At 72.3% G+C, this 17,591-nt stretch carries 19 protein-coding genes; 8 read left to right on the plus strand and 11 right to left on the minus strand.

The window, feature by feature from the left end; genetic code table 11:
* Window positions 1-124: 124 nt before the first annotated feature.
* Window positions 125-1,738, minus strand: a complete 1,614-nt coding sequence (locus tag ACFVGW_RS09490) for a poly(3-hydroxybutyrate) depolymerase (RefSeq protein WP_385851486.1) — start codon at window positions 1,736-1,738, stop codon at window positions 125-127.
* 179 nt (window positions 1,739-1,917) lie between these two features.
* Between ACFVGW_RS09490 and ACFVGW_RS09495 the strand changes: the two genes are divergently transcribed.
* On the plus strand, window positions 1,918-2,472 hold the full coding sequence (locus ACFVGW_RS09495; protein WP_385851487.1) for a tetratricopeptide repeat protein: 555 nt from the start codon (window positions 1,918-1,920) through the stop codon (window positions 2,470-2,472).
* Between the two features lie 22 nt (window positions 2,473-2,494).
* On the opposite strand, the gene ACFVGW_RS09500 is transcribed toward ACFVGW_RS09495, so the two are convergent.
* Together ACFVGW_RS09500 and ACFVGW_RS09505 are read right to left on the minus strand one after the other, a co-directional pair.
* Window positions 2,495-2,812 carry a cupin gene (locus tag ACFVGW_RS09500; protein WP_352192580.1) on the minus strand — a complete coding sequence of 106 codons (318 nt, stop codon included), beginning with the start codon at window positions 2,810-2,812 and terminating at the stop codon, window positions 2,495-2,497.
* 121 nt (window positions 2,813-2,933) lie between these two features.
* Window positions 2,934-4,241, minus strand: a complete 1,308-nt coding sequence (locus ACFVGW_RS09505) for an amidohydrolase (RefSeq protein WP_385851488.1) — start codon at window positions 4,239-4,241, stop codon at window positions 2,934-2,936.
* A gap of 114 nt (window positions 4,242-4,355) precedes the next feature.
* Here ACFVGW_RS09505 and ACFVGW_RS09510 point away from each other — a divergent pair, with 114 nt between their 5' ends.
* The gene (locus tag ACFVGW_RS09510) at window positions 4,356-4,697 is read left to right on the plus strand and encodes a DUF5713 family protein (RefSeq protein ID WP_383296115.1); all 342 of its coding nucleotides are present in this window, start codon (window positions 4,356-4,358) and stop codon (window positions 4,695-4,697) included.
* 106 nt (window positions 4,698-4,803) lie between these two features.
* On the opposite strand, the gene ACFVGW_RS09515 is transcribed toward ACFVGW_RS09510, so the two are convergent.
* Window positions 4,804-5,388 (minus strand): TMEM165/GDT1 family protein, encoded by a 585-nt coding sequence (locus ACFVGW_RS09515; RefSeq protein ID WP_385851489.1) that lies wholly within the window; start codon window positions 5,386-5,388, stop codon window positions 4,804-4,806.
* Window positions 5,389-5,697: 309 nt separating this feature from the next.
* Between ACFVGW_RS09515 and ACFVGW_RS09520 the strand changes: the two genes are divergently transcribed.
* The 3 genes from ACFVGW_RS09520 (at window position 5,698) to ACFVGW_RS09530 (ending at window position 8,956) form a co-directional block, all read left to right on the plus strand.
* Entirely contained in the window at window positions 5,698-6,303 is a 606-nt protein-coding gene (locus ACFVGW_RS09520; protein WP_385851490.1) for a TetR/AcrR family transcriptional regulator, read from the plus strand.
* 35 nt (window positions 6,304-6,338) lie between these two features.
* Window positions 6,339-7,763 carry an MFS transporter gene (locus tag ACFVGW_RS09525; RefSeq protein WP_385851491.1) on the plus strand — a complete coding sequence of 475 codons (1,425 nt, stop codon included), beginning with the start codon at window positions 6,339-6,341 and terminating at the stop codon, window positions 7,761-7,763.
* A gap of 89 nt (window positions 7,764-7,852) precedes the next feature.
* Complete coding sequence (locus ACFVGW_RS09530; RefSeq protein ID WP_385851492.1) at window positions 7,853-8,956, plus strand: PP2C family protein-serine/threonine phosphatase; 1,104 nt, start codon at window positions 7,853-7,855, stop codon at window positions 8,954-8,956.
* A gap of 48 nt (window positions 8,957-9,004) precedes the next feature.
* Here ACFVGW_RS09530 and ACFVGW_RS09535 read toward each other — a convergent pair whose 3' ends face one another.
* Together ACFVGW_RS09535 and ACFVGW_RS09540 are read right to left on the minus strand one after the other, a co-directional pair.
* Entirely contained in the window at window positions 9,005-9,862 is an 858-nt protein-coding gene (locus ACFVGW_RS09535) for a hypothetical protein (RefSeq protein ID WP_385851493.1), read from the minus strand.
* Between the two features lie 273 nt (window positions 9,863-10,135).
* Window positions 10,136-10,549, minus strand: coding sequence for a cupin domain-containing protein (locus ACFVGW_RS09540; RefSeq protein ID WP_385851494.1), 414 nt, complete (start codon window positions 10,547-10,549; stop codon window positions 10,136-10,138).
* A gap of 52 nt (window positions 10,550-10,601) precedes the next feature.
* Here ACFVGW_RS09540 and ACFVGW_RS09545 point away from each other — a divergent pair, with 52 nt between their 5' ends.
* Window positions 10,602-11,636 (plus strand): GlxA family transcriptional regulator, encoded by a 1,035-nt coding sequence (locus ACFVGW_RS09545; RefSeq protein ID WP_385851495.1) that lies wholly within the window; start codon window positions 10,602-10,604, stop codon window positions 11,634-11,636.
* Here ACFVGW_RS09545 and ACFVGW_RS09550 read toward each other — a convergent pair.
* On the minus strand, window positions 11,633-12,217 hold the full coding sequence (locus ACFVGW_RS09550; protein ID WP_385851496.1) for a nucleosidase: 585 nt from the start codon (window positions 12,215-12,217) through the stop codon (window positions 11,633-11,635). The genes ACFVGW_RS09545 and ACFVGW_RS09550 overlap by 4 nt on opposite strands.
* 78 nt (window positions 12,218-12,295) lie before the next feature.
* Between ACFVGW_RS09550 and ACFVGW_RS09555 the strand changes: the two genes are divergently transcribed.
* Entirely contained in the window at window positions 12,296-12,499 is a 204-nt protein-coding gene (locus tag ACFVGW_RS09555; protein WP_383229058.1) for a cold-shock protein, read from the plus strand.
* Window positions 12,500-12,520: 21 nt separating this feature from the next.
* Here the strand turns inward: ACFVGW_RS09555 and ACFVGW_RS09560 are convergent, their stop codons facing one another.
* On the minus strand, window positions 12,521-12,892 hold the full coding sequence (locus ACFVGW_RS09560) for a hypothetical protein (protein ID WP_385851497.1): 372 nt from the start codon (window positions 12,890-12,892) through the stop codon (window positions 12,521-12,523).
* Window positions 12,893-13,001: 109 nt separating this feature from the next.
* Between ACFVGW_RS09560 and dnaK the strand changes: the two genes are divergently transcribed.
* Window positions 13,002-14,882 carry a molecular chaperone DnaK gene (gene dnaK / locus ACFVGW_RS09565; protein ID WP_385851498.1) on the plus strand — a complete coding sequence of 627 codons (1,881 nt, stop codon included), beginning with the start codon at window positions 13,002-13,004 and terminating at the stop codon, window positions 14,880-14,882.
* Window positions 14,883-14,891: 9 nt separating this feature from the next.
* Here the strand turns inward: dnaK and ACFVGW_RS09570 are convergent, their stop codons facing one another.
* The 3 genes from ACFVGW_RS09570 to ACFVGW_RS09580 are packed head-to-tail and all read right to left on the minus strand — an operon-like array spanning window position 14,892 to window position 17,387.
* Window positions 14,892-15,098: a helix-hairpin-helix domain-containing protein gene (locus ACFVGW_RS09570; protein ID WP_352190029.1), complete on the minus strand. Its 207-nt coding sequence runs from the start codon at window positions 15,096-15,098 to the stop codon at window positions 14,892-14,894.
* A gap of 25 nt (window positions 15,099-15,123) precedes the next feature.
* Complete coding sequence (locus ACFVGW_RS09575; protein WP_385851499.1) at window positions 15,124-16,518, minus strand: VWA domain-containing protein; 1,395 nt, start codon at window positions 16,516-16,518, stop codon at window positions 15,124-15,126.
* Window positions 16,515-17,387 (minus strand): AAA family ATPase, encoded by an 873-nt coding sequence (locus tag ACFVGW_RS09580; protein WP_385851500.1) that lies wholly within the window; start codon window positions 17,385-17,387, stop codon window positions 16,515-16,517. Before ACFVGW_RS09580 ends, ACFVGW_RS09575 begins: the two co-directional genes overlap by 4 nt.
* Window positions 17,388-17,591: the final 204 nt, after the last annotated feature.

Genomic DNA, 17,591 nt, shown 5'->3' on the forward strand with positions numbered 1-17,591 from the left:
ACGCCACGGAATGCAGCAGGCGTTACATCGCCCACGGAACGGTGCCGGTGCTGGGTGCAGGGGTGGCTCGGCGCAATGGCCCCCGGGGGTCGAACCGCGGGGGCCGTGCGTCGTCGTGGCGAGGTCAGCGGTACTCGACCGTCAGGGTCACCGGCGTGTCCCTGTTCACGAAGAGGTACGCGTTCGAGGCCGGGGCCGTCTCGAAGCGCAGCCGGACCTGCGTCGTACCGCTGCGGTCGAGGGCCGCGAGGGCAGGTGCCGACAGGTCGGTGGAGGTCGCGGAGCCCGAGGAGAACGCCGCGACCAGCGCCCCGCCCGGGACGGTCGCGGGCGCCGACCAGTCCGAGGCTTCGACGGCGCAGCCGCCGAAGCACCCGGTCGTCACGTCCGCCAGCAGCCGGTTGCCCGCCGGGGAGCCCCAGGGATCGCCCGCACCGCTGCTGCGCACCACCGACAGGTACGCGCGCGTGATCTCCTTGCCGGCCGGGATCCTCGACGTGTCGAAGGAGAGCAGCGTCCGGTTCACCTTGGCGTCCGTGCCACGGCCGAGCGCGAGCCCGTACGTGTCCTCCAGCGTGCCCACCGCCGCACCCGTGCCGTCGGCCGACGCCTTGACGTAACCGTCCTGCGCGTCGAGGCTCGGCAACGTCACCCGGTCGGCCACGGGCGGGGGAGTGGAGCCGCCGCGCAGCGCCCGGACCATGGCCATGATCGTCTCGATCTGGTCGCCCCCGTGCCGGGCGTAGTCGGAGTCGCCGAGGTAACCCCACCAGTTCCAGCAGCCGTTGGGGTTCTCCAGCGTGGTCGTCGCCTCGGCCTGCGGGTAGAGCACGATCATGTCGTTGGTGTCGGCGTACTCGTTGAGATACGCCTTGTCCACGAACTGGGTCCCGAAGCCCTGGTACCCGTACCCCTGCTTGCAGCCGTGCAGCGCCACCATCAAGGAGCAGGACGCACCCTCGGCGCAGGACTTCGGCACGTACACGAAACCGTTGTCGTCGAGCGACAGCGCCGCGGCGGATCCACCCGGGGCGTAGGCGTTCTGGTCGAACCGGATCAGCGTGCCGGCGGGGGTCGAAGCGGGCGGCGCGACGGATCCCCGCAGGTGGCCGAGGAGATCACGCTCGGCGTCGAAACCGCAGTTGTTGATGAACGGACTCTGTGTGACGGTGCAGGAGTTGGGGCCGAGCGGACTGATCCAGGCGTGACCGGCCGCCGTGCTCCGGTTGTACTGGACGCTTGCGCCGAACCGCCCGTAGTAGTCGGCGAGCGCGTCCGCCACCGGCCGCTTCACGGTCGAGTCGCCCGAGCCGCTGAAGACGTACACCGGATCGCCCGCGAGGTTGGCGACCGGGTCGACGAGACCCTGCGCCGACCAGTTCCGCGTCGTCTGCTCCAGCTGTGCGAGCTGGAGGTCCTGGACGGTGTTCATGCAGGCGTTGAGGGCGGTGGCGAGCGTGTTCTGGGCGCAGTCGTACGGCCCCGAGGCGAACACCGCCGAGCCGCTGAACGTGCCCGAGTACGCCACGTGGAGCTGCGTGGCCATGTAGCCGCCCGACGAGATGCCGGAGCTGTAGACGGCGCCGATGTCGTACGGCCGCAGCTCACCGGGTACGGGTGTGGGTGCCGCGGCCGCGGCGGGTGTCACGGACGGGAACAGGGCCGCGGCGGCGCACAGCAGCAGGGCTGCCAGCCGGCGTGGCCCGCGCGGGCGGCGGCGGGTGTGGGGTGGACGCATGGGATCTCCCGGGCGGCTCGGTCATGCCGACGGCATGTCGGGGTGTGGCCGGGAGATTAGGGGCGGGCGACGGGGGCCTTCTATGGGTCCGGGCGCCACAACCGGCGGGCAGGAGTATGGCGTTCCGTCATCTGGCAGCCGCCCCGTCACACTCCCGGGCGACCTGCGACGATGCGTCCATGAGCGACTTCCTGAACGACGAAGGCTCCGTGAACGACGACTCCCGCTCCGGCCCCGAGCGGGACGCCTTGCTGGCCGCGGCGGTCGGACTGCGTGAGCAGGGCCGTCAGGAGGAGGCGCGGGACCGCCTGGTGGCGCTCGCCGCGCGCCACCCCGACGACGCGGAGGTGGCCTACCAGACGGCCTGGGCGCACGACGTGCTCGGTCTGGAGGCCGAGGCCGTTCCCCACTACGAGCGGGCGCTGAGGGCGACGGCCGGGGCGGCGCTCTCCGAGAAGGACCGCAGGGGCGCGCTGCTCGGCCTCGGCAGCACCTTCCGCGTCCTCGGCCGGTACGAGGAGGCCGTCGCCACCCTGCGCGGCGGGGTCGAGGAGTTCCCGGACGACGGCGCGCTGCGCGTCTTTCTGGCCATGGCCCTGTACAACACCGGCGAGCACCACGAGTCGACACGGCTGCTGCTGCGCCTGGTCGCGGGCACGAGCGAGGACCCCGCTGTCCGCCGGTACCGCCCCGCCATCGAGCACTACGCCGAGGACCTGGACGAGACCCTCTGAGCGCAGGGGCGCGAGATCGCGATCAGTCCATGACGGCGGTCAGCAGGACCACCGCGTCCTCCACGGCGGTGAGTCCGTGCCGCTCCTTGGGGATGATCTTCAGCTCTCCCGTGCCCAGCTCCTCCGACCACTCCGCCGCCGTCAGCTTCACCCGCCCCCGCAGCACCTGCAGACTCGCCGCGGGCGGCGCGGTGTGCTCGTCGAGCGAAGCGCCCGCCAGCAGGGCGATCACACTCTGCCGGAGCACGCCGTCGTGCATCACCACCTGGGCGCTCCGCTCGTGCGGCGCGGTGCGCGCGGCGGCCAGATGCTCGTCGGCGAGGGCTGCGAGGTCACTCATCGTCTCTCCCTGCGGCTACGCGGGTGCGGGTCGGCGGGTGCGGGTCGGCCGGGCAGGCGGCTTCCAGTCCCAGCCTCCCGCCTGTCACGTACGCCGCAACTCGGGACTTCCGCAACACGCCCTAGGGGGCCAGTGCGCCGGTCAGGTGGTCGTACGCCATGTGCGCGTGCAGCCGGACGCCGGTGACGAGGGTGTCGTCGTCGGCGTAGAAGTGCGGGTTGTGGTTGGTGACCAGGCCGCGCCCGCCCGGCAGCGGGACCGGACGGCCGTCCCCGTCCAGTGAGGCGTCCTGGACGCCCAGCATCACGTACAGGCCGCCGAAGCGGTTCATGAACTCGGACACGTCGTCGTACCCGAGCGTCGCCCCGGTCTCGACCGTCCGCTCCTCGCCGACCACCCGGCGGATCGTGGGAAGCCCCGCGGCGACCCACTCCGCGCTGTTGTGCACGGGCGGGACCGCCTGCAGGTACTCGACCGCGGCCGTGGCGCCGTACGCGGCGGCCGAATGCTCGGCGAGCGTGGCGAGCCGCCGCTGCACCTCGGCCATGTCCGACTCGACCGCGCAGCGGACCGTGCCCCACAGGGTGACGGTCTGGCCGATGATGTTGAACCGGCCGACGTCCTCGACGTGGCCGATGGAGACCGTGACCGGGTCGAACGCGGAGACCTGCCGGTAGAGCTGACCGATCCCGGTGAGCACCGCGCCCACCGCGGGCATCGGGTCGACGCCCTGCCAGGGCGTGGACCCGTGGACCTGCTTGCCGGTGACCACGATCTTCACCAGGGTGGAGGCCCCGTACTGGTTGCCCACCCGGTACCCCACGTACCCCTTGGGATAGGGCGTGACGTGCATCCCGAACGTCATCGTCGGCACCGGGTCGTCGCAGGCGCCCTCGTCGAGCATCGCCCGCGCCCCGCCGCGCTCGGTGACCGGCGGGCCCTCCTCGGCCGGCTGGAAGACGAACAGCACGGTCCCGGGCAGTCGGTCGCGCACGCCGGCGAGCACGGAGGCGGCGCCCATGAGCATCGCCGTGTGGCAGTCGTGGCCGCAGGCGTGCGAGACGGGGAAGGGCCCTCCGGGGTAGTCGGTGTCCACGACCCGTGAGGCGAAGTCCTCACCACACAGGTCCTCGACGGGCAGCGCGTCGATGTCGGCGCGCAGCGCCACCACGCGCCCGCCCCGCCCGCCGCCGGCCGCCGGGTCCGCGCCGCCGCCGCGCAGCACGCCCACGACGCCGTGCCCGGCGATTCCCGTACGGACCTCGTCCAGATCCAGGGAGCGGAGATGACCGGCGATCAGACGGGCCGTGCCGGCCTCGCGGTTGGGCAGTTCAGGGTGCTGATGCAGATGGTGGCGCCACGCGACGACCTGAGCGGCCGTCTTCTCGGCGCCCTGGTCCAGCTCCTGATGGATCGGATCGGTACTCACGGGCCACCCCTCGTCGTCGGACGGTCCCTCCAGAGTGGCATTCCGGCGGCGCTGTCAGTGGTCTGGTGCACGATGGGGGTGTCCGGTGATCATGCGGGGAAGGGACAGGCACGGATGTCGATCACGAACGAGCAGGTGGCGGGGTACGCCTTTCTCAAGGCGCTGTACGAGGACGGGTACTACCCGGACCACGTCGTCGACAAGGGGCGGGACATCCTGCTCAGGCTCTGCGAGCGGATCGAGGCGGAGCAGCCGTCCGACCTCACCGGGCTGTACGCGCTCACGGAGGCGGCCACCGAGGAGTTCAACGCACTGGAGGCGGACTTCGACGAGGCGGGGAGCGAGATCGAGACCGTCGCGCGCGAGGAGATCGCCGAGAACTTCTGGTTCGTGGCAACGGCATACGGTTTCGCGGACGCCGACGTGGAGGAGCTGGTGGCCGCGCGCGAGTGGTGACGGGCGATCGCGACGCCCGAGCGGTGCACCGCTCGGGCCGTGCACCGCGCCCCGGCCGGCAGTCGGCCGGCCGGGGCGGTTGTCGGTCGGCGGGGCGGTTGTCGGGTCAGCCGACGAAGATCTCGGTCAGCGACCAGATCGCCAGCGCCGCCATGCACAGGCCACCGATCCGCTGGACCGTCTTCAGCGGCACGCGCTTGGCGATGAAGCGGCCCGCGACCAGGGCGAGGGCCGAGACGCTCATCAGGGCCGCGGCGGAGCCGACCGCCGTGGACCAGGTGCCGTTGGTGGCGGCGAGGTTGGCCGTGGTGATCTGCGTCAGGTCGCCCCACTCGCTGATGAACACGGCCATGAACGCGGTCGAGTAGACCGGCCAGAAGCCGGTCACCGCCTTGCCGCCGGCCTCGTCGTCCTCGTCGTCGCCCCCGCCGCGCAGCAGCATGAAGGCGCCGAAGGCGAACAGCAGGGCCGAGATCAGCTTCACGATCCAGTCGGGCAGCAGTCCGATGAGGCTGCCGGCGCCCACGGCGATGGCGACGTGCGCGATGAACGCGGTCGACGTCCCGAACCAGACGTACAGCGGACGCATGCGCGTGCCCATGGCGAGGGACGCGAACATCGTCTTGTCGGGCAGCTCGGCGAGGAAGATCAGCCCGAAGGCGGTGAGGATCGCCAAGGGGTCGAGGTGCATACCGGGGCTCTCTGTTCGATCCGGGCCCGGGATCCGCACGGCACCACGGTGGGCGACGGGAAGAACCACTCGGCCCGGCATGACGGACCACGCCCACAGGATGCGGACATGGCGAATGCCTGGCCGAAGGTCTCGCCCGTCCGCGCCTTCGCACGGACCCGGTCACCGGGAACCCGAGGGCTCCAGTGTGTCGACGACCGGTTCGCAGGGCTACTCCCCTTCGCTGTCGAACAGTGTAGCGGAGTGCGTACTCGATCTTGCCCGGAGAGCTCGTAGACATTGTCTACTCACGCCTGGTAGACAGTGTCTATGAACGACGAGACCGAGGCCGGGCTGCGCGGCCGACTGATCGACACCGGAGTCAGGCTGGTGCACACGGAGGGCGCGCAGGCGCTGTCCCTCCGGGAGATCGCCCGGCGCGCCGGCGCCTCCCACGGCGCGCCCCGCCGGTACTTCCCGACCCACCTCGACCTGCTGTCGGCCATCGCCCGTGAGGGCTTCGGGGAGCTGGCGGGACGGATCGCCGCCGCCGTGGGGGAGGAGGCGGAGACCCGCGACGGGGCGCGAGCCCAGCTCGACGCCCTCGCCCGCGTCCACCTCGACTTCGCGCTCACCCGGCGCGGCATGTACGAGCTGATGTTCCGGCACGACCTGCTGGAGAGCGGCCGCCTCGGACTGCGCGAGACGACCCTGCCGCTCTTCGACCTCCTCGGCCGGCTCGTCGCCCGCGCCCGCCCCGATGCGGCCGTCCCGGAACCGGCCGTCGTCGCGGCCGCGCTCTGGGCGAACCTGCACGGCATCGCGCAGCTCTGGGCCTGGGGCAGCCTCCAGCTCGCCGTGCGCACCGACGACGTCGAACCGCTGCTCCGGGCCGCCCTCGACGCTCACCTCGGCCCCGCGGGGCGGGACCGGTGATACGTCAACGGTGGGCGACCCTCGCCTGCAGCGTCATGGGCGCCGCGGTCGTGGCCCTCGACGGCACCCTGCTCACCATCGCCCAGCCCACGCTCCAGCGAGATCTGCACGCGGACTTCGCCGAGGTCCAGTGGACCAGCACCGGATATCTCGTCGCGGTCGCGAGCCTGCTCGTCTTCGCGGGCCGGCTGGGAGACGCGTACGGCCACCGGCGGCTCTTCGCCCTCGGCACCCTCGGCTTCGCCGCCACCTCCGCCGCGATCGCCCTCGCACCGGGGATCGGCTGGGTGATCGCCCTGCGCGTCCTCCAAGGCGTGTTCGGCGCGCTCCTGCAGCCGGCCACCCTCGGCATGCTCCGGGCGGCCTTCCCGCCCGACCGCCTCGCCATGCCCATCGCCCTGCGCATGAGCGCGATCGGCCTCGCGGCGGCCCTGGGCCCGATCGTCGGCGGCGCCCTCGTCACGGCCTTCGGATGGCGCGCGGTCTTCGCCGTGACGGCGATCCCCGCACTCGCGATCGGACTCCTGGCAGCCGTCACCCGTCCTGTGGACCCGTCTGCGTCCCCCGAAGGCGGCCCGGCGCATCCGGGTCACCGGGACGGCGGTCCGGTGAAGGCGGCAGCAGGCTCGCGAGCCGCACTCGACCTGCCCGGCGCCGTCCTGCTCGCCGTGACGCTCGCCTGTCTGGTCCACGTGCTCGTCGCGGTGTCGGAAGCGGGCTGGACGACGCCGACGGTTGCCGCCCTCGGCGCCGCCGTCGCGGCGGGAGCGGCCTTCGCCCGGCACGAGCGGCGTACCGCACGGCCTCTCCTGCCCGCCGCCCTCCTGCGCTCCCGGCCCGTCGTGGCGGGCCTCGCCACACTGCTCGCCACCTCGGCCGTCCTCAACGGTGCGCTGTTCGTGGCGACCTACTTCCTCCAGGACGTCCGCGGACTCGACCCGCTGTCGACCGGCCTGTGGGTGCTGCCCCTCGCCGTCCTCATGGTGCTCGGCGCGCCCGCCTCGGCCCTGCTGCAACGGCGGTTCGGTGCTCGTCGTACGACCATCGGGGGCGCAGCCCTGCTCGCCGTCGGCGTGCTCCTGCTCTCCCGGCTCGACGAGTCCGCCACCGCGGTGCCGACGGGTGTCTGCTTCGCGCTGCTGGGCGCCGGGTTCGGCACGGTCATGGCCACCGCCACCGCTGTCGTCGTGCACCAGGCCCCGGTGGCCGACGCCGGAGTGGCCGGCGGACTCCAGCAGACCGCCATGAACATCGGCCCCGCGCTCGGCGTCGCCGCCGCGACCCTGCTGATGACGCTCGACCCGGACTCGGCCTTCGTCCCGGCGATGGGAACCACGCTGCTCGTGCTGGCCGGTCTTGCGGCTCTCGGCGCCGCCGCGGCGCTCGGGCTTCCGGGGCGAGTCTCGACCTCAGCCTCAGCCTCAGCCTCAGCCTCCACCCCGGTCTCCACCTCAGGCTGAGCATTCGCCGCGCCGGCGTGTCCGGCCCGGACACGCCAGCGCGGCGCGGGCACCCCGGCCACACCACCACCGCTGCGTACGATCACGAAATGCCCTCTGGTGCTCACCGCGGCGGCCCCGGGGCGCGGCCGCGCAAACAGATCGTCATCGGCCGGGTCCTGCCGGTGCTGGTCATGGCCGTGACGGTGGTCGCCGACCTCCTCTCGGCGAACGAGGAACGTTACGACCGGCTCCTCGGGGCCGCCCCCGCCCTCGCCGCCGTGACGTGGAGTGTCCGGGGAACCGTCCTCATCGGCGTGGTCGCCATGGCCCTGGGTGCGCTGCTCGGGGTAACCAGCGAGGACCCCTTCTTCCCCGTCATCGCGGCCAACCTGGTCGCGTTGGCGGCGGTGACCGTGGCCGCCGCGTGGGTCAGCCGGGCCCGGCTCCGCTACGAGCGGGACCTGCGCGAGGTGACCGCCGTCGCCGAGGTCGTCCAGCGGGTCGTGCTCCGCCCCCTGCCGCCGCGGCTCGGACCCGTCGACCTCCACCTGCTGTACGTCGCCGCCGCGGCCAAGGCCCGGATCGGCGGCGACTTCTACGAGGCCGTCCACGTGCCCGGGGGCGTACGGATCATGCTGGGAGACGTCCAGGGGAAGGGGCTGGGCGCCGTGGAGACCGCGTCCGTCCTGCTCGGCTCCTTCCGGGCCGCGGTCGACGAGGCGCCCGACCTGCCTGCCCTCGCCGACCGCCTGGAGGAGGGCCTCGGCCGCTACGCGGCCTGGGACCCCGACTCCGACGCGGCCGAACGCTTCGCCACCGTCGTCCTCGTCGAGATCCCCGACGACGAGGCCGTCGCGCGCCTCCTCAGCTGCGGGCACCCGGCCCCGTTCCTCCAGCACGGCGCCGACGTGCGGCCGGTCTCCTTCTCCGACCCGTCCCTGCCCGTCAACCTGTCCGCCCTCCTCGACTCCGGCCACCATGTGGAGGAGGTCCCCTTCGTGCCGGGGGACCGGCTGCTCCTCTACACCGACGGGGTGAGCGAGACCCGCGACCGGGACGGCACCTTCTACCCCCTGGAGGAGCGGATGCGTCACTGGGTGGACGAGCCGGGCGCGCGTGTCCCCACCCTGCTCCACGACGAGCTGACCGCCTACGCGGACCACGGTGTCGACGACGACGTCGCCGCCGTGCTCGTCGTACGGCAGCCCTAGCCGGCCCCCAGGCCCCCAGGCCCCCAGGCCCCCAGGCCCTCGGGTCCTTCAGGGGCTCAGGTCCCCGGGCGCCGACTCGTACAGCACCGTGTGGAAGCGGCCCGCCGACTCACGCCCCTCCGGATCCGCGCCCAGCGCCCGCGCCGCCTCGACCGCGTAGCGCTGCTCGCTCGCGTCCGTGAAGAGCCGCTGGGGATAGGTGCGCGACGGGTCGCAGACGGTCCGCAGCCCGTAACTCGCGAGGCACTGGGCGATCGGCTCGTACGACACCGTCCGCAGGACGAACGCGCTCACCCGCAGGGGCCTGCCCGCCCACTCGAGAAGCGCCGCGAAGGTGCGCCGGGTGAGATAGCTGCCGCCGCCGGTCAGGGTGATCAGACCGACGTCCGCCATCGCGGCGCGCAACCGGGTGCTCGGTGCCGCGCCCCCCTCCAGGTTCTCCGCGAACGCGTCGTCCAGGAGCCCCACCTCACGGGCGTAGCGCAGGGCGCTGCCCGCGACGTCGAGGCCGGCGACCGGGACGGCATCCGCATGGCGCCGGGACGCGTAGAACCCCTTGTCCTCCACGGCGAGTTCGGCGGCCGTCAGCCCGCTCACCGCCGGGTCGGTGTAGCGCGCGTACAGCTCGGCCAGCGTGACGTCGTGGTTGAGCAGAGCGGCGTTGATCCCGTACGAGCAGCACAGGTCGAGGACCGTCCCGCCGTCCCGCTCGGCCGCCGCGCGCCGGAACGCGCCCTGTGCCCGCTGCGGTATCTCGTACTCCAGCGGGGCGAGGCGCCGGAAGTAGGCCCGTGGGTCGGGCTGGTCGTAGATGTCCTCGAACCGCGCCTTGCCGACGGTGAGGCCTGCCCCGTCCGCCCCGCCCCTGCCCGCGTCCGCCCCGGACCGTCCCTCGGAATCGCTCATGTGTCCCGCCTCCCTCGAAGCCCGCGGTGGGCATCGTGCGCGGAAGGCGGCCCGGCCCTCGCGTCCGCATCGGGGGCGCACAGGCGCACCACCCGCACCGCCGCGCGGCCTCCGGGCGGTGCCCACCCCTCCAGGATCGTCCGCGCGTCGGCCACCCGCACGGGACGCCACGGCGGAGCCACGCGCGTACGCCTGCGGGCCGCCCGTCCCAAACGTGGAGAACCGGGCAAGGGGCGTCGTCCGTGACGGGTTCGGTGCCTCGTGCGCCGGGGCTCACGCGTCCAGGGCGTGGCCCGTCGTCGCGTCCACGTGGCCGGGGATCTCCTCGTGCCGGTCGCCGACCGAGAGGGTGCCCGTGGGTTCGAACATCAGGATCGCCGCGCCGGAGGGGGCGTACGGGCGGTGCTCCACGCCCTGGGGGACTGTGAAGACCGAGCCCCGGGGGAGGGTCACCGTCCGCTCCGCGCCGTCCTCGCGCAACGAGATGTGCAGCTCTCCCTCGACCACCAGGAAGAACTCGTCCGTGTCGTCGTGGGCGTGCCACACGTGCTCGCCCGCGACCTTCGCCACGCGCACGTCGTAGTCGTTCACCCGCGTCACGATGCGCGGGCTCCACAGCTCATCGAAGGACGCGAAGGCGGTGGCAAGGGCGATGGGAGCGCTGTCATCAGCGGTTTTCCTGCTCATGAGGCCATCCTGGCCGGTGGCCGTCACCCAGCGTGAGTGCTAGAAATAGCATATGTCGCAAGGATCCTCGCACGGCGGGCCGCACCGTGTCGTCGTCATCGTCGACGCCAACTCCAACCCCTTCGAACTGGGCTGTGCGACCGAGGTCTTCGGTCTGCGCCGCCCCGAACTCGGCCGCGATCTGTACGACTTCCGGCTCTGCTCGCCCGAGCCCGACACCCTCATGCGCGACGGCTTCTTCACCCTCAGCGGTGTCGCCGGGCTCGAGGCCGCCGACACCGCGGACACGCTCATCGTTCCCAACCGCCCGGACGTAGAGGTGCCCCGCAGGCCCGCCGTCCTCGACGCCGTCCGCCGCGCCCACGGGCGAGGCGCCCGCCTCATCGGCTTCTGCAGCGGGGCCTTCACCCTCGCCGAGGCGGGAGTCCTCGACGGCCGGCGGGCCACCGCCCACTGGCAGTGGGCCGACCGCTTCCGCGCCCGCTTCCCCTCCGTACGTCTCGAACCGGACGTCCTGTTCGTCGACGACGGCGACATCCTCACCGCCGCCGGCAGCGCCGCGGCCCTCGACCTCGGGCTCCATGTCGTCCGCCGTGACCACGGCGCCGAGGCGGCCAACGCGGTCAGCCGCCGGCTCGTCTTCGCGGCCCACCGGGACGGCGGTCAGCGGCAGTTCATCGAGCGGCCGGTCCCCGAGGCCCCCGACGAGTCCCTCGCCCCGCTCCTGGCCTGGGCACAGGAGCGTCTCGACTCCCCACTCACCGTGACCGGCCTGGCCGCCCGGGCGGCGGTCAGCCCGGCGACACTGCACCGCCGGTTCCGCGCGCAGCTCGGCACCACCCCGCTCGCCTGGCTCACGCGAGAGCGGGTGACTCTCGCCTGTCGGCTGATCGAGCGCGGTGAGACCCGGTTCGACGTCGTCGCCCGAGCCAGCGGCCTGGGCACCGCCGCCCATCTGCGCGCCCTGATGAACCGCGAGACGGGGCTCTCCCCGTCCGCGTACCGCCGGCGCTTCGGCCCGGCCACGTCTGTGTCGGCGCAGCCGGTTCCAGGGGCTCCAGGGGCTCCTGGGGTGGCGGTCTCCTAGGAGTGGTACGGGGTGTTCTCCGCCGCCCACCGCGCCAGCGACCGGGCGCACTCCGCGACCGACTCCCGCCAGGTCCTCGCCGCTCCGTCGCCCGCCTCGTCGCTCACGTGCTTGACGATCCGGATCGGCACCCCGGCCAGGACCGCCGCGCTCGCGAGGGCGTAGCCCTCCATGTCGACCAGCGGAGCACGGGCCGCGAGCCTGGCGCGGGCCGCCTCGTCCGAGATGAAGGCGTCGCCGGTCGCCAGCGTCACGTCACCGCCGTCCGACAGGGTGAGCGGCGCCCCGTACGTCTCACCGGTCAGGGTCGCGAGCAGTTCCCCGTCGAGGTCGTGCTGGATCACCGTGCCCACCACGTGCGTACCCGTCCACCCCGGCCGCAGTGCCCCGGCGGTCCCGAGGTTGACGATGCCCGACGGGCGCGGTCCCCGGCCCAGGACGGTGGCGAGCGAGGACGCCGCGTTCACCTTGCCCATTCCGGTGAGCAGGATCGGCAGATCCGTCTCCAGGAACTGCGCCTCTTCCTTGACGGCAAGGACGAGCAGGGGCCGGTCGGCGGTGATGTCTCCGATGAGTTCCATGCCGCCACGCTACCCGCCGGGACTTCCGGCCCGCGCCGAGGGAGGATGGAGGTGTTCGACCGTGCCGAGGAGATCACCATGGCAACCGGAACAGTGAAGTGGTTCAACGCCGAGAAGGGCTTCGGTTTCATCGAGCAGGACGGCGGAGGCCCGGACGTCTTCGTCCACTACTCGGCCATCGCCAGCACCGGCTACCGCGAACTCACCGAAGGGCAGAAGGTCGAGTTCACCGTCGTGCAGGGCCCCAAGGGACCCCAGGCGGAGAACGTCAGTCCCGCCTGATCGCGGCAGAGCCGACCAGCCTCATTTCAGCAGGTCCGTGGGGACGTGCGGGGCGAGTTCCCGTACCGCCCGCTCCGGATCGGGATGGGAGACGGCCAGCCGGCCGAAGGGCGCGTCCCGGCGCAGCTCGACGCAGACGACCGGAGTGCCCGGCTTCACCGCCACGAAGTCCCGGCCGTCCGGCAGGATGCGGATCCCGACGCAGATCCGGTCGGGGATCCACAGCCCGCGGCCGCGGCTTCCGCGCAGCGCGCGCCACCAGTCCGGCTCGATCCGTACCTCCCGCAGGGCGCCGACCGGCACGCGTACGTCCCGGCGGCGCGCGGCCAGCTTCTCGCGCGGGGAGAGCCGGACGACGATGTACCCGGCGTCGTCCACCGTCACCCGCGCCATCGCACCTCACCGACCGTTCCGGGCGTCGACCGAATCGGGACGTCCCCCTCCATGATCGGGCCGTGTGGGGGTAGGTGCCAGACGGGGGCGACGGGCTGAGGAGAGGGCCATGTCACGCGCAGTCGGTATCGACCTCGGAACGACGAACTCGGTGGTCTCCGTGCTCGAGGGAGGCGAGCCGACGGTCGTCACGAACACCGAGGGTGGCCGGACGACGCCGTCCGTGGTCGCCTTCGCCAAGACGGGCGAGGTGCTGGTCGGCGACGTCGCGAAGAGGCAGGCGGTGACCAACGTCGAGCGGACCGCCCGCTCGGTGAAACGGCACGTCGGCGACGCGCGGTGGCGCTTCCCCGAGAGCGGCGAGATCGACGGCCACCGGTACACGGCTCAGGAGATCTCGGCGCGCGTGCTGCAGAAGCTGAAGCGCGACGCGGAGGCCCATCTGGGCGAGGACGTGACGGACGCGGTCGTCACGGTGCCCGCGTACTTCAACGACAGCCAGCGCACGGCCACGAAGGAGGCGGGCGAGATCGCCGGCCTGAACGTGCTGCGGATCATCAACGAGCCGACGTCCGCCGCGCTCGCCTACGGCCTCGACAAGGAGAACGACCAGACGATCCTCGTCTTCGACCTCGGCGGCGGCACGTTCGACGTCTCCCTCCTGGAGATCGGCGAAGGGCTCGTGGAGGTGAAGGCCACCAACGGCGACACACACCTCGGTGGTGACGACTGGGACCAGCGGATCGTGGACCACCTGGTCAAGGAGTTCAAGAACGGGTACGGCGTGGACCTGACCAAGGACAAGATGGCGGTCCAGCGGCTGCGCGAGGCGGCCGAGAAGGCGAAGATCGAACTGTCCGCGGCCACGGAGACGGCGATCAACCTGCCGTACGTGACGGCGTCCGCCGAGGGTCCGCTGCACCTGGAGCAGCGACTGACGCGTGCTCAGTTCGAGCAGCTGACGGCCGACCTGCTGGAGCGCTGCAAGAAGCCGTTCCACCAAGCGGTACGGGATGCCAGGATCGACGTGTCCGACGTCGACCACGTGATCCTCGTGGGCGGTTCGACGCGCATGCCCGCGGTGAGTGAGCTGGTACGCGAGTTGACGGGCAGGAACCCGCACAGGGGTGTGAACCCGGACGAGGTCGTCGCCATCGGCGCCGCCCTGCAGGCCGGTGTCCTCAAGGGTGAGGTCAAGGACGTCCTGCTCCTCGACGTGACCCCGCTGTCGCTTGGTATCGAGACCAAGGGCGGCATCATGACCAAGCTCATCGAGCGCAACACCACGATCCCGACCAAGCGGTCGGAGATCTTCACGACGGCCGAGGACAACCAGCCGTCGGTGCAGATCCAGGTCTACCAGGGTGAGCGCGAGATCGCGGCGTACAACAAGAAGCTCGGCATGTTCGAGCTGACCGGTCTGCCGCCGGCCCCGCGTGGCGTCCCGCAGATCGAGGTCGCCTTCGACATCGACGCCAACGGCATCATGCACGTGACCGCGAAGGACCTGGGCACGGGCAAGGAGCAGAAGATGACCGTCACCGGTGGCTCCTCGCTGCCGAAGGACGAGGTCGACCGGATGCGCGAAGAGGCCGAGAAGTACGCGGACGAGGACCACGCCCGCCGCGAGGCCGCCGAGTCCCGCAACCAGGGCGAGCAGCTCGTCTACCAGACGGAGAAGTTCCTCAAGGACAACGAGGACAAGGTCCCCGGTGAGGTCAGGACCGAGGTCGAGGCCGCGGTTGCCGAGCTGAAGGAGAAGCTCAAGGCCAAGTCCGACGACGGCGAGGACACCGCGGAGATCCGTACGGCCACCGAGAAGGTCGCGGCCGTCTCCCAGAAGCTCGGCCAGGCCATGTACGCCGACGCCCGGGCCGCGCAGGCCGCCGGCGGCGACGCGCCGCAGGGTGAGGCCAAGGCCGACGACGACGTCGTCGACGCCGAGATCGTCGACGAGGAGGACGAGCGCAGAAGCGGCGGCGCCGCCTGAGCCCGAGGCTCAGCCGAGGGAGAGGCCGCGCTCCTCCAGGCTCTCCTGAAGCACGCGCAGCGCCTTCGGGCCCACTCCGTGGAGAGCCGCGAGTTCGGTTGCCGGCACTCCTGCGAGCGCGTCGAGCGTGGTGTAGCCGGCGGCGGTCAGCGCCCGCGTGGCGGGCGCCCCGATCCCGCGCGGCAGGTCGGTGGCGGGTTCCTCAGGTGTGGTCACACGCGTGATGGTGCCACGCGGGCGCTCACACCGGCAGCAGCCTGCCGACGAGGTCACTCAGCTGGCGCGCGTTGCGGCACGGACGCATGTCGACCAGTTCGGCGTAGGCGAGGGCGGCCGAGTCGCCCGTCGACCACAGCGCGGGCTGCTCGGGGTTGAGCCAGTGGACCCGGCGAGCCCGGTCCGCGATCCGCTTCAACGCCGCCAGGTTCGGGTCGCTCATGTTCGTACGGGCGTCGCCGAGGACGAAGACGACGGTGCGCGGGCCGACGGCTTCGGCGTACCGCTCGTCGAACTCGCCCAGCGCGGTTCCGTAGTCGCTCTGGCCGTGCCAGCCGGTCAGTACCGCCTCGTCGAGGATGCGGGCACCGAGGCCCGCCGGGTCCGCCGCACCCCGGGCGATGAGGTCGGTCACCTCGTCGACCCGGTTGACGAAGGCGAACACCCGTACCCTGCTGAACTGGTCGTGCAGCGCCTGCACCAGCAGCATGGTGAAGTTCGCGAACCCCGCGACGGACCCCGACACGTCGCAGAGCAGGACGAGTTCGGGGCGCGCGGGACGTCTGCGCCGCAGCACCGGCCGCATCGGCACGCCGCCGGTCGACAGCGAACCGCGCAGCGTGCGCCGCAGGTCGATGCGGCCCCGTGCGGCGCGCCGCCGGCGTGCCGCGAGGCGGGTCGCGAGCTTCCGCGCCAGTGGCCGTACGGTCGTCCGCAACTCGTCGAGCTGGGCCCGCCCGGCGAGCAGGAAGTCGACGCTGTCCGGGGTGCCGGCGACCGCGCGCCGCGCGACCCGGTCCCGGCCCTGCCGCTCGGCGACCCGGCGCCGTGCCTCGGTCCGTACCCGTTCACGGAACGCCTCGATGCGCCGCCGGATCTCGTCGTCCGTGAGCCGGTCGGTGAACTCCGGTCCGTCCGCGGCCGCGTCACGGAGCATGGCCCGGACACGGGCGAGCAGGGTCTCGGGCCGCAGCCGGGCGAGCGTCTGGTACGAGGACCAGCCGTCCGAGCCCGGGGCGGAGCCGTACCCGCCGAGACCGCCCACCGCCTCGCCCGCGAGCCGCGTGAGTGCCGAGCGGTCGTCGGCGGCCAGGGCGGCGGCCAGCCGGTCGCGCAGCGCCGCCGTGTCGAACGCACCGGCCGAGGCGGTGGAAGGGGCGGCAGCGACCTCGTCCGGGCCGGTCGAGGTGAGGGGGAAGTACAGGTCGAAGACGCGGTCGAAGAGCGGGCGCTGTCCCTCCTTGTGGAGCAGCGTGGCGGCGAGTGCCTCCCGCATCCGCTCCCGGTCGGTGAAGCCCACCGCCTCCAGGGCGTGTCCCGCGTCCACGCTCTCGCCCGTGCCGATCGACAGGCCGTGGGCCCGCAGCGCGTGCACCAGACCGGTGAGCCGGGGTGTCACCCCGGCCGGAGCCGTGGTCACAGCGTGTCCAGGTCGAGCTTGGCGGCCGCCTTCTGGATGTCGTCCTGGTGCTTGAGGATCACGCCGAGACTGTCGCGGACCACCGTCTCGTCGAGGGCGTCGGCGCCGAGGGCGAGGAGCGTCCGGGCCCAGTCGATGGTCTCCGCGACCGAGGGCACCTTGCGCAGGTCCATCGCGCGGAGCGCGCCGATCACGCGCACCAGCGAGGCCACCAGGGCCGCGTCGAGCCCGGGCACCTTCGACGTCACGATCCGGCGTTCGAGCTCCTCCTCGGGGAAGCCGATGTGGAGGAAGAGACAGCGGCGGCGCAGCGCCTCCGACAGCTCGCGCCCGGCGTTGGAGGTGAGAACGACGAAGGGGCGCCGGGTCGCGGTGATGGTGCCCAGTTCGGGCACGGTGATCTGGAAGTCGCTGAGTACTTCGAGGAGGAGCCCCTCCACCTCGATGTCGGCCTTGTCCGTCTCGTCGATGAGCAGCACGGTCGGCTCCGCGGAGCGGATCGCGGTGAGGAGCGGGCGGGGGAGCAGGAACTCCTCGCTGAAGATGTCCGTGCGCGTCTCGTCCCAGGTCTCGTCGCGGCCCGCCGTGATCCGCAGCAGCTGCTTGGCGTGGTTCCACTCGTACAGGGCCCGTGACTCGTCGACGCCCTCGTAGCACTGGAGCCGCACGAGCCGGGCGTCGGCGACCTGGGCCACGGCCTTGGCCAGTTCGGTCTTGCCCACCCCGGCGGGACCCTCCACGAGGAGGGGCTTGCCCAGCCGGTCGGCGAGGAAGACGGTGGTCGCGACGGCGGGCGAGGCCAGGTAACCGGTCGCGGCGAGCCGCTCGGAGACGTCGTCGACGGAGCTGAAGTACGCGGTCGTCGTCATGGTTCCCCCAGAAGCATCGCGGTTCCGTACTGGCCGGTAGCCATAGGCGTACTCGATCAGTTCCCGCCACGTTGCACAACCGTGCGGACCACACGTGCGGCCGAGGTCACCGGCACGATGATCTGGCCACGGGGTCACGGAATGTGATGAACTCCTGGTTCGGCCGGTGCGGCGCGCGGGCAGGTCGCCCCGCTGGTCCAATGG

This window comes from Streptomyces sp. NPDC127129 (genome assembly GCF_042671585.1).
GTDB lineage: Bacteria > Actinomycetota > Actinomycetes > Streptomycetales > Streptomycetaceae > Streptomyces.

What these genes read in the sequence shown, in the direction of transcription:
- ACFVGW_RS09540 (WP_385851494.1), bottom strand. Translation starts at nt 10,549, where the DNA reads ATGAGCAGGAAAACCGCTGATGACAGCGCTCCCATCGCCCTTGCCACC.
- ACFVGW_RS09500 (WP_352192580.1), bottom strand. Translation starts at nt 2,812, where the DNA reads ATGAGTGACCTCGCAGCCCTCGCCGACGAGCATCTGGCCGCCGCGCGC.
- ACFVGW_RS09525 (WP_385851491.1), top strand. Translation starts at nt 6,339, where the DNA reads ATGGGCGCCGCGGTCGTGGCCCTCGACGGCACCCTGCTCACCATCGCC.
- ACFVGW_RS09550 (WP_385851496.1), bottom strand. Translation starts at nt 12,217, where the DNA reads ATGGAACTCATCGGAGACATCACCGCCGACCGGCCCCTGCTCGTCCTT.
- dnaK (WP_385851498.1), top strand. Translation starts at nt 13,002, where the DNA reads ATGTCACGCGCAGTCGGTATCGACCTCGGAACGACGAACTCGGTGGTC.
- ACFVGW_RS09560 (WP_385851497.1), bottom strand. Translation starts at nt 12,892, where the DNA reads ATGGCGCGGGTGACGGTGGACGACGCCGGGTACATCGTCGTCCGGCTC.
- ACFVGW_RS09490 (WP_385851486.1), bottom strand. Translation starts at nt 1,738, where the DNA reads ATGCGTCCACCCCACACCCGCCGCCGCCCGCGCGGGCCACGCCGGCTG.
- ACFVGW_RS09580 (WP_385851500.1), bottom strand. Translation starts at nt 17,387, where the DNA reads ATGACGACGACCGCGTACTTCAGCTCCGTCGACGACGTCTCCGAGCGG.
- ACFVGW_RS09510 (WP_383296115.1), top strand. Translation starts at nt 4,356, where the DNA reads ATGTCGATCACGAACGAGCAGGTGGCGGGGTACGCCTTTCTCAAGGCG.
- ACFVGW_RS09520 (WP_385851490.1), top strand. Translation starts at nt 5,698, where the DNA reads ATGAACGACGAGACCGAGGCCGGGCTGCGCGGCCGACTGATCGACACC.
- ACFVGW_RS09530 (WP_385851492.1), top strand. Translation starts at nt 7,853, where the DNA reads ATGCCCTCTGGTGCTCACCGCGGCGGCCCCGGGGCGCGGCCGCGCAAA.
- ACFVGW_RS09555 (WP_383229058.1), top strand. Translation starts at nt 12,296, where the DNA reads ATGGCAACCGGAACAGTGAAGTGGTTCAACGCCGAGAAGGGCTTCGGT.
- ACFVGW_RS09535 (WP_385851493.1), bottom strand. Translation starts at nt 9,862, where the DNA reads ATGAGCGATTCCGAGGGACGGTCCGGGGCGGACGCGGGCAGGGGCGGG.
- ACFVGW_RS09545 (WP_385851495.1), top strand. Translation starts at nt 10,602, where the DNA reads ATGTCGCAAGGATCCTCGCACGGCGGGCCGCACCGTGTCGTCGTCATC.
- ACFVGW_RS09495 (WP_385851487.1), top strand. Translation starts at nt 1,918, where the DNA reads ATGAGCGACTTCCTGAACGACGAAGGCTCCGTGAACGACGACTCCCGC.
- ACFVGW_RS09515 (WP_385851489.1), bottom strand. Translation starts at nt 5,388, where the DNA reads ATGCACCTCGACCCCTTGGCGATCCTCACCGCCTTCGGGCTGATCTTC.